The 12,184-nt window shown below is 41.8% G+C and carries 15 protein-coding genes; 2 read left to right on the forward strand and 13 right to left on the reverse strand.

From position 1 onward, the window contains the following. From SWH54_06155 to SWH54_06165, 3 genes are all read right to left on the reverse strand, one after another. Positions 1–931, reverse strand: a 931-nt coding sequence (locus tag SWH54_06155; protein MDY6790835.1) for a HAMP domain-containing protein, incomplete at its 3' end; no start/stop codon positions are given. A gap of 27 nt (positions 932–958) precedes the next feature. Beyond that, the gene (hypD, locus tag SWH54_06160) at positions 959–3,319 is read right to left on the reverse strand and encodes a trans-4-hydroxy-L-proline dehydratase (protein MDY6790836.1); all 2,361 of its coding nucleotides are present in this window, start codon (positions 3,317–3,319) and stop codon (positions 959–961) included. Between the two features lie 5 nt (positions 3,320–3,324). Further along, a complete protein-coding gene (locus SWH54_06165; GenBank protein ID MDY6790837.1) occupies positions 3,325–4,236 on the reverse strand; it encodes a glycyl-radical enzyme activating protein in 912 nt (303 codons plus the stop codon). 793 nt (positions 4,237–5,029) lie between these two features. On the opposite strand from SWH54_06165, the gene SWH54_06170 reads away from it, so the two are divergent. Together SWH54_06170 and SWH54_06175 are read left to right on the forward strand one after the other, a co-directional pair. Beyond that, positions 5,030–5,257, forward strand: coding sequence for a hypothetical protein (locus SWH54_06170; GenBank protein MDY6790838.1), 228 nt, complete (start codon positions 5,030–5,032; stop codon positions 5,255–5,257). After that, positions 5,250–5,579, forward strand: coding sequence for a hypothetical protein (locus SWH54_06175; protein ID MDY6790839.1), 330 nt, complete (start codon positions 5,250–5,252; stop codon positions 5,577–5,579). The genes SWH54_06170 and SWH54_06175 overlap by 8 nt, the downstream gene beginning before the upstream one ends. Before the next feature lie 606 nt (positions 5,580–6,185). Here the strand turns inward: SWH54_06175 and SWH54_06180 are convergent. From SWH54_06180 to SWH54_06225, 10 genes are all read right to left on the reverse strand, one after another. Then, positions 6,186–6,650: a hypothetical protein gene (locus SWH54_06180; GenBank protein ID MDY6790840.1), complete on the reverse strand. Its 465-nt coding sequence runs from the start codon at positions 6,648–6,650 to the stop codon at positions 6,186–6,188. A 52-nt stretch (positions 6,651–6,702) separates the two neighbouring features. Continuing rightward, on the reverse strand, positions 6,703–7,098 hold the full coding sequence (locus tag SWH54_06185) for a hypothetical protein (protein MDY6790841.1): 396 nt from the start codon (positions 7,096–7,098) through the stop codon (positions 6,703–6,705). Positions 7,099–7,115: 17 nt separating this feature from the next. Next, complete coding sequence (locus tag SWH54_06190; GenBank protein ID MDY6790842.1) at positions 7,116–7,640, reverse strand: RHS repeat-associated core domain-containing protein; 525 nt, start codon at positions 7,638–7,640, stop codon at positions 7,116–7,118. Further along, complete coding sequence (locus tag SWH54_06195) at positions 7,633–8,157, reverse strand: hypothetical protein (GenBank protein ID MDY6790843.1); 525 nt, start codon at positions 8,155–8,157, stop codon at positions 7,633–7,635. Before SWH54_06195 ends, SWH54_06190 begins: the two co-directional genes overlap by 8 nt. Before the next feature lie 19 nt (positions 8,158–8,176). Next, positions 8,177–8,491, reverse strand: a complete 315-nt coding sequence (locus SWH54_06200) for a hypothetical protein (GenBank protein ID MDY6790844.1) — start codon at positions 8,489–8,491, stop codon at positions 8,177–8,179. Between the two features lie 441 nt (positions 8,492–8,932). Further along, positions 8,933–9,154, reverse strand: coding sequence for a hypothetical protein (locus tag SWH54_06205; protein MDY6790845.1), 222 nt, complete (start codon positions 9,152–9,154; stop codon positions 8,933–8,935). A 40-nt stretch (positions 9,155–9,194) separates the two neighbouring features. Beyond that, positions 9,195–10,187, reverse strand: a complete 993-nt coding sequence (locus tag SWH54_06210) for an RHS repeat-associated core domain-containing protein (GenBank protein MDY6790846.1) — start codon at positions 10,185–10,187, stop codon at positions 9,195–9,197. A gap of 568 nt (positions 10,188–10,755) precedes the next feature. Further along, on the reverse strand, positions 10,756–11,217 hold the full coding sequence (locus tag SWH54_06215; GenBank protein MDY6790847.1) for a hypothetical protein: 462 nt from the start codon (positions 11,215–11,217) through the stop codon (positions 10,756–10,758). A 68-nt stretch (positions 11,218–11,285) separates the two neighbouring features. Next, positions 11,286–11,669, reverse strand: coding sequence for a hypothetical protein (locus SWH54_06220; protein ID MDY6790848.1), 384 nt, complete (start codon positions 11,667–11,669; stop codon positions 11,286–11,288). A 3-nt stretch (positions 11,670–11,672) separates the two neighbouring features. Further along, positions 11,673–12,119 carry a hypothetical protein gene (locus tag SWH54_06225; protein MDY6790849.1) on the reverse strand — a complete coding sequence of 149 codons (447 nt, stop codon included), beginning with the start codon at positions 12,117–12,119 and terminating at the stop codon, positions 11,673–11,675. Positions 12,120–12,184 lie beyond the last annotated feature (65 nt).

Raw genomic sequence — 12,184 nt, forward strand, 5'->3', positions numbered from 1 at the left:
CATCTCCCAGGATCCCCACCTCGTCATTGGAAATCACATTTACCTGTGTATCCAGGTCACCTTTTTGTATTTCTTTCAGGGTCAGCAGCATCTCGTTCAGCGGATCTGAAATTGACCGGCTGATGAGCCGGTTCAATATGCCGGAGCCCATAAAAAAAAGAATAAAAACCACCATGGAAAAAATAAGCACCCCGCGACCATATGCCTTGGCCGTGATTCCATTTGAATCCACCTGCCAGTAAAGGATGAACAGCGTCATCACAATATTGGCAAGGGGAATCAGGCTTCCGATACGATAAAATGCCCGGATTCGCCGTGAAATGGAAATTTTTGCCGTGCCAGTGACCTGTGTAAGCTCGCCTTTGGGGAAGAAAACAGGGATCAGGGTTTTTCTGGCATGGGATTCCAGCCCGAAAAATATGATGGCAGAAGAAATAAATCCCACCATAAGCGACCTCAATGCAAAGGTAATGGCAGTGCCTGAGTCAATTATGCCGAATACAAATGCCCCGCCGAAAAAACACAGGGGGATGATCCCCCAGAGTACAATGATTACTGGAACCATGAGAAAGGGCAGGTTGATCAGGCGCCGTCTGGCTTTAAAATCAAGTTGGGGTGATATGGGCTGTTGCTGTTGCATCTGTTTCAGCCATCGGGATATGGGAGAAAGGACCTTGCGCATAATCACCAGAAATGGAATACAGGCAATAAGTGAAATCAGGCAGAAGATAAGGAGCCGGGAAAAAATCAGTTTGGCCCATTGGATATCATCCGCCTGCTTTAATGCGTGCATTTGGGTGATCACAAATTCAAGGGGGGTGGCAATGTTCAGCAGGAAGATTACCAGTATACCCACAATGGTAGATACCACGCCAATAACGTAAAATCCTGCAAGGGAAGTATCCGTGGAATATACTGAACCTTTTTTCATTTTATTTAGAAGATAAATAACTGATCGTTAAAAAGACCCATGCTCGGTTCTTTCAATAATCTCCTGCTGGTGATACTCGTCTAAGTCCACAAAATAATCACTGTATCCGGCCACACGCACCAGCAAGTCCCGGTAGTCATCCGGCGATGCCTGGGCTTTTTTGAGTGTCCGGGTGTCCACTATGTTGAACTGGATGTGATGTCCGTTCAGTTTAAAATAGGTTCGGATGAGTTGGGCGAATTTGCGGATATCCTCTTTGGTTGCAAGAAGATCCGGCAGAAACCGCTGATTTAACAAGGTTCCTCCCGCTTTGATCTGGTCCATTTTACCCAGAGATTTAATAACCGCTGTCGGCCCGTTACGATCTGCACCGTGAGATGGCGAAGTCCCGTCGGAAATGGGTTTTCCTGCCAGCCTGCCATTGGGTGTGGCCCCCAGCATTTTGCCGAAATAAATGTGACAGGTGGTGGAAAGCATGTTGAGGTGATATGAACCTCCCTTGGTATTGGGTTTTCCGTCGATGGCATGAAACAGAGAGTCATACACTCGCTGCATAAGATGATCCGCCCGGTCATCATCATTGCCGAAAAATGGAGTCTTGTTCTGCAGCTGCAGACGCAGAGCTTCGTGACCTTTGAAGTTGCATCTCATTGCGTCCAACAACTGCTCCATGGTGATGGTGCGCTGATCGAACACGTGGGTTTTTATGGCAGAAAGGCTGTCGGAAATGGTACCAATGCCGCAACACTGGATGTAGTTGGTGTTGTATCGTGGGCCACCATTATAATAATCTTTTCCTTTGACGATACAGTCTCTAATGACAACGGATAGAAAGGGTGCCGGCATATAAGATGCAAACATTCGTTCAATGTAATTGTTGACCTGGTTTTTCAACTCGACCACCATGTTCAGCTGTCTTGCAAAAGCATCGTACAGATCATCAAAGGATTCGAAGTCGTTGGGATCACCGGTCTCCAGGGCGATTTTTTGACCGGATATCGAATCCACGCCGTTATTAAGCGCCAGTTCAAGGATCTTGGGTACATTCAGATAACCGGTGAGGATATAAGCTTCTTTGCCGAACGCTCCGGTTTCGATACACCCGCTGCAACCTCCCTCACGGGCATCCTCAACCGTCTTACCGACCCGGAGTTGTTCCATGATGACCTCATCGGTGTTAAACACCGAAGGATATCCGTATCCTTTGCGTATCACTCGGCAGGCCGCATTTAGAAAATGATCCGGGGTCTTGTCGCTGATCTGAACGTTGCCTTGCGGCTGCAGCAGGTGCAATTCATCGATCACCTCCAGAATGATATAGGATACCTCGCTGACCCCGTCGGTTCCGTCCCGTTTCACTCCGCCGAGGTTAATGTTGGTAAAGTCATTATAGGTCCCGCTTTCTTTGGCGGTAACCCCCACCTTTGGCGGAGCCGGATGGTTGTTGAACTTGATCCAGAAGCAGCTGACCAGTTCTTTGGCTTTCTCCCGGTCAAGGGTTCCGTCGGCAAGCCCTTTTTCATAAAACGGCGTCAGGTGCTGATCCAAATGCCCGGGGTTCATGGCATCCCAACCGTTAAGTTCGGTAATGGTGCCCAGATGGACAAACCAGTACATCTGCAATGCCTCCCAAAAATCCTCCGGGGCATGCGTTGCCACCTTTCGGCAGATCCTGCCGATTTTCAACAGTTCTTGTTTTCGAATCTCATTTTGCTCGGTTTGTGCCATTTTTTCTGCCAGGTCTGCGTGTCTTTCGGCAAAGATAATGGCACCATCGCAGGCGATTCCCATGGCCTTTAACGCTTCCGCCTTGTCGGACGCCTCCGGGTCTTCAATATAGTCTAGCGATGCTAGGCTTTGGGCAATCTCCTGCTTAAAATCGAGCATTCCTTTGTTATAAATGACACCATCAAGGGTGGTGTGTCCTGGTGCTCGCTGTTCCATGAATTCGGTAAAAAGACCGGCGTTGTATGCCGCCGACCACGCCTCAGGAACCTGGTCAAATACCCGGTCCCGCATGCTTCTGCCCTTCCAGTAGGGAACCACCTGAGTTTCATAGATATTGATGTCTGTTTCAGCTATTTTAAAGGAGGTCATATCCCGATTGTTCAGGATTCTGAGATCTTCAGCAGTGTGGCAATTCAGTTCCGGAAAGGTGGGAACCGCTTTGGGCGCAGGACCCCGTTCACCTACGATTAATTCGTCTTCGCCGATGTAAATCGTCTTTTTTTCACACAGGTATTTAAAAAACATGGCCCGCATGACCGGTGTGGAATATTTCCCCAAATGGGCCTGATAAAATTCAGTCTCCAAAAGCGCACGTTCGATGGATATGCTGGGGACCGCCTCAAAGCTCCGCTTTCGAAGCCTTTCGATTCTATCATTCATTTTGCTTAGCCTCCTATAACCACCTCAAGCCCGAAGTTTTCCAGGCGTTTTTTTGCATGTAAAATCATGTCTTGGGTAGGCAGATTGATGCTCCCGGTATCATGCTGCAAGTTAAACCGGGCATACTTACTTTTTTGAAAATCGTGATACGGTAAAATATGGACTTTGTTTACCCCAGGTAAACCATTCAAAAAGTTTCCGCTTCGATCCAGGTTTTCCACATCATCATTGACACCCGGAATCAACGGTATCCGTATGACCAGAGCGATCTCTTTTTGTGCCAGTTGCCGCAGATTATCAAGTATCATACGATTGGATACCCCGGTGTATTTTTCATGTTTGTCTGAATCCATCATTTTCAGGTCAAACAGAAAAAGGTCGGTTTGCTCGGCAACCGACATAAGGGTTTCAGTTTTTGCATAACCGGTGGTGTCCACGGCTCTGTGTATGTGTTCTTTTCCGCACAATTTTAGCACTTCGATCAAAAATTCACCCTGCATCAAAGGCTCCCCGCCGGAAAAGGTGACACCCCCTTTAGAAGTATCGTAAAAAGGGATGTCTTTTTGAATCTCGCTGAACACTTCCACGGCCGTCAATTGTCTGCCGACCTTTTCACGGGCTTCAGCAGTGCAGATTTCCGTGCAGGTGAAGCAGTGGGTGCATGGCACGCCGGAAGCGACCACCCCCTCTGCTTCGAGACAAAGCGCTTGTTCAGGGCAGTTTTCCACACACGCTCCGCAACGAATGCATCTTTCTTTTCTATAAACCAAAAAGGGTGCGGGATCAACGCCTTCAGGATTATGACACCACCGGCAGGACAAAGGGCACCCTTTCATAAAAATCGTGGTGCGAATTCCCGGGCCGTCATGGATGGCATATCGTTTAATGTCGAAAATGGTGCCTGTGGTCATAGTCATTGGGTTCAAGTTTTCTGAAGTTGGGAGTCAGTATGTTTATCGGGCTTATAACATGTCTAAAAAAATATGTGAAGTTTAAACGAAGTGCCTTTTCTCACCCGCTCAAATTGACTCTACACAGTGAATTATATTAACATTGGTGTCATAAGCTCATATTTTGCATAAAAAAGAAGATCTTTATGGGGCGCTATATCCCGAGATAGGAACGGCCAGTCGGAGCAATGCGGTGAGTAAACGGCACCCACCTAATTGCAGAATGGAAATACATACTCATCGGCAAACCTCCTGTATCTTCTTGCTTCTTTATATTCCATTCCAACTAAACCGCACAATTCATTTGCTATCGCAACCGGACAATTCATTTGTTTACAACATCATCTTTAAAAAGCTGTTTGAAATAATTTATTAATATGTTATATTTAGCAAGTAGATAAAACGAACAATTACCAGGTCATTAATTTGGAAGGGAAATACCGTGCAAACGTTAATTCATGACGGCAAACTTAAACAGCTTCTAAAAGAAGCATTTATTTAGGCGATGAATAGAAAAGGAACATTTTTCATGATCTGATCGTCGATGCTGTGGAAGATATCGCATTAGTTCGCGCCATTCAGGAAAAAGAGAATACGAAATCGGCTAGTAATAAAGAAGTTTTTAACACCCTGGAAGCGCAAGCGTGAATTTCGAATTTAACAGGAAGACAAAAAAACGATTGTCCATGTCATCGACAGCCTGTTAAGAGATGCTAAAGCAAAAAAGACCTATTCGGTCCAGCAGTAAGGAGGCAAAGCAATGACCGACCAGCAAACAACAATAAATATTGAAAACCTTACAAAACACCTCGAACCGATGATACGACGTATCATTCGTGAAGAATTGTCGAATGTTATAAAGGACGCACCCGGTTTATTCTATCTAAACCCGGATATGCCCATTTACAAGGATATGGAGGAGATACGACAGAGAAAACTTAACGGTCAAATCAAACTCTATTCACATAATGAGGTATGGGGTGAGTGATTACCAAGCGGTCTATGAGGATTTATTTGTCCGCAATTTACGCCGATATGCGTCTATCCGTAAAGCTATCCGCCGCCTGGTCGAAAGAGTTCTCGAAGACCCGTACATGAATACGGAGGCGCTCGGCGATATCAGTAACAGGCTGAATCTGACCGGTTGCCGCAGCGCCCGTATTGACCGTAATTTTCGGATTATTTTTGTTATCTGTGAGGAGTGCAAAAATATCAACGATTGTGAATACTGTTTTTGTGACAACCTGCCGGATAAAACAGTAGTATTTCTTACTTTCGGCCCTCACGACAAGGCATATGCCATAAAATAACAAGGTAGCCGCTGCCATCTTAACATCCTGCCTGTCATGATAAATGCATTTATACATAAGGAATTTTATCGTACAGAATTTTTCCATTATAGCTGCGGTAAAATGCCGTCCGATAAGGCTTCAATATGTCGCCCAGCCTGTCCCGTTACACGGGGACACAAATCACGCCAGCCCCTTGGTGCCACTTACCAGGTCCTTACCTGCTCATAGTTTTACAACATTTACGCCCCAATAAGGATGAAGTCATTTTTATTGCATCAAAAAAAAGGCAGTAATGCTTAAACTGCTACTGCCTTATTCAAGCTTTTGTACTGTTTTTTCTTTAAAAAGTCTTTTGCCAAGTAGGAAAGGGATATATGCAAAAAAAGCCAGGGAAAAAGCGTTAAACAGAAAAAAATCAACATTAATCACAATATTAATTATTCTTAGAAAAATAATTCCTATTATAACAGAAAACATAATCTGCAATATAACATTAAAATCAAATTGTACTTTGGTACCACAAGACCGACATGTCCTTGAAAACCAAAAGGGTGAAAACAACGTGAATAATTCCCATAATCTAAGCACTCTTTTTGTACAATTAGGGCATTCCAAACCTTTCATTTAGTACCTCGCTGTTGGTATGCGACCCGTTATAGTTTCCTTTGAATAGACACCTAGACCGACACTTTTAAATAATCCAACATTAAATCCTGTCCATGAATTGCCAATATCGTTGAATGTAGCTTCAAAGTTAAATATTAAAAATGTGACACCAACGGCTGTACCTTTTCCACAAAGATCTTCTACATCTCCAAACAAAATACCTCCTTCAAGACCTATCCCTAATATGCCCCCAAACATCCTTCCACCGCCCGCTGATCCAGCAAAACCCTCTTCCATTCCTCCGTCTCTCCGTGTGCCTCTATATTTATAACCAGATAAACTCATATAATTGACTGAGTCGCCTTCTGTGCCAATTCCTGCACCTGCTGAAGCACCAGGTCCAAGGTAAGCAACCCATAACCCCAAAGGATCAATCAGATTAACCGGATCATTTAGGACATATCCATTTAAAGAAAAAGGCAATAACGATAATACCGCAATTTCCTCTTCTTTATTTCACGGTCGAGGTGTCAGCCTATTTAGCAGCCTTTAACCATTCAATTGCCTCTCTTCTGCTTAAAAACCACATCCCCCATAGCCCAAAAATTATCATTATTATATCAGTATATTGAAAAGTTGAAGTAGTCTTATAAGTTGTGAAAATATAGAATACTGCATTTGCCACTTGAATGATGCTACTGAGAAATAGACTAACTCTTCCTATTTTTTTGTGAGCAAGATACAATAGTGCGGAAAAAAAGTAAAAAAGATAAAATAAAAGGAAGAGAAAATATGATAACTTAAAAACTTCTTCTCCAATACCCGTAATTTTTGGAAAAACAATCCAAACAAATGAACCGATAAGAAATAAAGAAGACAATAAGATATTATAAAAACTTATTATATATACTTTTATATATTTTTTATCCACTTCAGCCTCTATAATATTTATTTAAAAGTTGCGCACAATGAAGCATGACCAATGTCAATGAAATACCAACCCATCAAATTCAATTGGTTTCCTACTGTACCAAAATCCCATGCAATAGTATAAACTGCACCCTCAATCATTAGTAGCCCCAAGTTGCCGGTACTTTGATAAAGAATCCAATTCTCAATCATATTATCAATATACCAGGAATCTATTTCTGATTGGATATTATTTGCAAATTTAAGGTGCGAAGAAAAATATTTCCCAAAACAATTATTAAAATTATTTTCCCATTTGTTAATTGCCGGTGATAGTTTACCAGAAACAATATTTGTAAACTCTCCCCATTGTTGACTAAGTGACTTGGTGTTATAGCCATGTCGATACATTTCCAACCCCCAAGGGTCAACCGCATTAACCGGATCATTTAGCACAAACCCATACAGATTGATCCCGCCTGCTTCACCTATGCGATCCCGTGTCAAGCATTTGTCTATGATCGGTACATAGAAACGGAAGTCCCGAAGGATTTCATTATAAATTTTTAATTGAGTACGGAATTTTAGTTAGATTTGATAGCTCTTTAATAAATATCTTGATTTTGTTTATTCCGTAAATAGTCGAAAATTTTTCTATCAAAATATGCGAATCGTTGTTTTCAACCAAGTAAACGGTTGCATGATTACCGTGTTCTATTTCGCATAATATATTTTCAGTTTTCTCAATATTAAAAGCCCTTTCCCTTTTGCTTATTTTCGAACATAGCATTATTCTATTCTTTTTAACTAATATAACTTCATAGAAATAATTTTTAATCAGAAGAATTAGCGAATAGATAATTATTCCTATTATTGACAGTAAGAAGAAAGGTAGCATAATCATAAGAAATATATCCATATCATGTTTTATATTATATTTTATAAATAAGATAAGCGTTGCTGCTATAATTATTATGTAAAGAATCCATAATCCCTCAACAATTAGATATGCACCCCTCCCCGCTATTGGATCATCAATGATTATAAAGGGTAACCTGATTTTATTATCTTCTTGATTCACTTTATTTGCTCCTGTCAGTTTATGGACATGGATCTTTATATTTATTATATTTATCAATAAGATCTTTCCCAGCTTTCCACATAATAGTCCCTCCAATACCTATCATTATTTGTCCATCTGCAATAAGATGAGGTCCTAACCAGCCAGCAATATTACCACTGGAAATCGTACCGATTTCTAGATACCCAGCAATACAAACGCCCAAGCCACCTACGCTTATCCCCAGACCTAATGCACCCAATCCGAATGATGAGATTACGTCATTGGCTTCTTGAGGGTTAACTCTTGGTACGAAGTTTTGTATCATTCCAGGATCAAGAACTTCTAACCCCATCGGATCAACTGCATTAACCGGATCATTTAGGACATTGAACCGGTTGAGCACCTGCCGCTACTATCGATCATCCTGTTAAATATCAGCCAATTATTCCTATTTTTCAAATACTGTAAAAGAGCTGTTTTTCAACGATTTTTAAAAAACCGTATCCGTATTTCTTAGTGCTTTTTTACATCTTTTATACAACATAATTGATTGTTATCAAGGATATTTTAAGGCGGTTAAAACAAAAGGCAGTAACACTAAAACCGCTACTGCCTTTTGTTTATGATGGTTTTTTACTTATTTACGGATGTTCTGATTCTCCGCCTAATGGGTCAACAGCAGACCTGACCCCATTTTAGTTATTTAATTGCGTAAATTCCAATTTGGTTCCTTAACAAGATTAAATCGAGATATCAACATATCAAGTAACATCCCGCGACCCAATTCTATTCTTTAAAAAACCTCCCTAATAATTTCGATAAAAAATAATACACTGCCAATCACAAAGCCAACCCCTATTAGTCCTCGCAATTTATATTGTGCATGAAGTTGAAAAAAAGCATTTTGATCAGGTTCTGTAATTCCTTTCCCAGAAAATGCTGAATAAATGAGAAAACAACCGATAGCAAAAATGCCAATTGGAAACAATAAGGTTAGAGCTGATAGAAAGTCCATTTTGATCACCCTTCAGGTTGTATTTTTTTAATGCTTTATATCATTTTGTTACATCGACAGTATCAATTGGATAGGTCACATTAACTGGTGGACCAAAGCCAATACCAACATTAATACTCGTTTTTCCAGTTTTTGGTTGGTGGCTAATACCCAAATATCGACCGAGACCAAAAACGATTGAAGCATCACCAACTGGGCATTCACCCCATTCTTCCTCGGTAGATAGAAAAACGAATTGTATACCCGCACCGGCCAATGTCTCTGATACAGCGATATCCATTTCTGGGCTAGTTACTTTTTTAGAATAATCAGCAAATAGTATGGTCCAACCCACCTCTGCATGACTGTAGTGCAGGACTGTATTGGGTGTGAAAAATGCATTTCCTGGTTCTGGCGCTACTTCCAACCCGTATGGGTCTATAAAATTAACCGGATCATTTAGGACGAAACCATACAGATTGATCCCGCCTGCTTCACCCAGCGGATCACGTGTCAGCCACTTTCCGATGGCAGGATTATAGAAACGATAGCCGTAATAGGGCAAGCCCGTTCCCGCATCATACCGCTTGGTAGAAAACATAAAGGGCTGATCCAGGGTTCCGGTTTTGGCCATGAGATTGCCGAAGGCATCATACCGATAGGATGCTGCCACCTGCTGGCTGTCATTTAAAAGAGCGCTGACGTTTCCTCTGCCGTCATACAGATAGTTGTATAGACTACCAGATTGCGTCATACTTAGCAAGCCGCCAATGCCGCCGCCCATATTCTTACCCCAGGTATACTCCCTGACCACCTGGTTGTTTGCATCCCGTCCCTGGATCGCCAGATACCCTGAACGGATCAGGCGGATATCTCCGGTTGGAGTACTGTTTTCGTACTTTTTGATCCGGGTCAGAAAACCGTAACCGCTGTAAATATATTCGGCTTTATGAACCGTGCTTTGGCTGTCGGTATATTCAATAGAAGCCAAGCGGTTTTCTGCGTCATAGCTGGCGGTGAATTCATATCCATCCGGTGTATAACCTTTGGTCATGTTGCCGGCATCGTCGTAGGTAAACAGCTTTTCTGGGGCAGTGGTACGGATGGAATCAATTTTACCAAAATTAAAAACACAAGGCAGTAGCGCTTTGATCGCTACTGCCTTGTGTTTAAAAAGCTTTTACTTAGCCACGCAAGAATCTTCTGGCCACATTTACAAAAGCAAATCGAGATATCAATATGTCAAGGAACGTCCCGCACTCCGTCCCGCACTCCTACGCCCCTAAAAAGGAAAAAGGCGATTAAAGAAAGAACCTTCAACCGCCTTCCGACTGTATGCCTTATTCAATCTTTTCGCCACATTTTGTGCAATTCTTAGGGAGCCTGGCTGTCCACATATGGAATTCTATACCAAGTAGATTGACTGGATTATGTAAGACGGCTTTACCGCAATTTGGACATTTTAAAGATAAGCAATACCCACCGATAATCACTGCTATAATAATTAAAAGCACTAAAAAATTCTCTGTTAAATATAGTGCTCCCAACCCTAAGGATACTCCACTGATTATCCAACTAATTATTGCTATTCTATATTTTTTTCTTAGTGTATACATAGTAAATTATTTGCATTGATTCGAAGCATAATTTGGATCTCTTAAATCTTCGAGTAAATCTCTCAAAGTATAAGTACCTGTAAAGCTCCCGGTAATAGAACCCGCAATGGAAGTTGCAGACGGACCAAGTCCCACCGTAAATCCCATAAATTCTCCGGTATCAATATTAAACATAGCAGTAAAACTTATAAGCCCGATAATAACATTAGCATTAATAGTTGTACCTGAAACATTTTCGATACCACCTTTGACAAAGCCAATGAATCTATCCGCTGACAAATTAAGACCTATTCCTCCACCTACAGAACCGAACACTCCTATGTCAGCTTTACTGTCACCCAATCCAGGATTTATTACAAGGCCACCGCTACCTTCGACACCAGCAACTCCAACAACGCTCGCACCACCCCCAATCAATATATTAAGAAGTCCCAGTGGATCAATCAGATTAACCGGATCATTTAGCACATATCCATTAAGAAAAAAGGCAGTAACGACAACGCCACAACTGCCATATGTTTATGGTAGTTTCTAATTTATAAATGTTCCGGCTGAACTCCCTTATCTTTTAATTCTGGATGTCGTTCATAAAAACCTGATAATTCTTCTAACGGTGCTTGACAGTCAGGACATTTCAAGTCCTTAAGGTCTTTCTTGTAAAAAGGCTTTATGCATTTTGGACACATCAACACTTTTTTGTCATCCTTTGCTTTCTTGTCTGCCTCAATTGTCTTTTTCCGGAGAGAGGACCAAATAAAAAAAGCCCCTAAAATAACAAGGCCTCCACCAAATGGCCATTTAATGCCTGTAAAGTCGATTTCACGATTTAAATATGAACTATAGAAAGATGGATTTATGATTATCAAAACCCCAAGCAACCCCCATACGGCACCCATCAAGATGTAAAATATCCTATTCATAATTTAGTTCTCACATGGTGATGTGCTCTGTTCCGATAAAATTCTCTTGATTTCATCGTAAATGGTTAAAGCACCACTGCTTAAATATCCCCAGCCTTTTGGAGGGCCAGTTTCAACGAAAAATCCATATGTAAAATCAACGATTGCTCCAGAATATGGTGCAGCAATATATGCAGTTGACAGCGCCGAAGGTCCAGCAGATATAGCAGCAGCTCCTGCCAAAGGGGCTGCTATACTAGCACCAGCTACACCTAATGCTGTTTGTGCAAAAGGATGGCCATTCACTGCAATGTCAGCAGTTGCTTTTGCCGCTTCACCAACTGCATACGCACTCCCTTTAGTACCTTCCACAATTGCCTTTTTAATCCCAGGAAGAATATCAGAGAATTCTAACCCAAACGGATCAATCAGATTAACCGGATCATTTAGGACATTGAACCGGTTAAGCACCTGCCGCTACCAGTGAACATTTTGATTAATACCGGCCTGTTATCCTGTATTTTCAAATACTGTAA

The organism is Thermodesulfobacteriota bacterium, from assembly GCA_034189135.1.
In the GTDB taxonomy this organism is placed as follows: Bacteria; Desulfobacterota; Desulfobacteria; order Desulfobacterales; family JAUWMJ01; genus JAUWMJ01.

What these genes read in the sequence shown, in the direction of transcription:
- hypD (MDY6790836.1), bottom strand. Translation starts at nt 3,319, where the DNA reads ATGAATGATAGAATCGAAAGGCTTCGAAAGCGGAGCTTTGAGGCGGTC.
- SWH54_06165 (MDY6790837.1), bottom strand. Translation starts at nt 4,236, where the DNA reads ATGACTATGACCACAGGCACCATTTTCGACATTAAACGATATGCCATC.
- SWH54_06170 (MDY6790838.1), top strand. Translation starts at nt 5,030, where the DNA reads ATGACCGACCAGCAAACAACAATAAATATTGAAAACCTTACAAAACAC.
- SWH54_06200 (MDY6790844.1), bottom strand. Translation starts at nt 8,491, where the DNA reads ATGGGGTTAGAAGTTCTTGATCCTGGAATGATACAAAACTTCGTACCA.
- SWH54_06205 (MDY6790845.1), bottom strand. Translation starts at nt 9,154, where the DNA reads ATGGACTTTCTATCAGCTCTAACCTTATTGTTTCCAATTGGCATTTTT.
- SWH54_06210 (MDY6790846.1), bottom strand. Translation starts at nt 10,187, where the DNA reads ATGACCAAAGGTTATACACCGGATGGATATGAATTCACCGCCAGCTAT.
- SWH54_06220 (MDY6790848.1), bottom strand. Translation starts at nt 11,669, where the DNA reads ATGAATAGGATATTTTACATCTTGATGGGTGCCGTATGGGGGTTGCTT.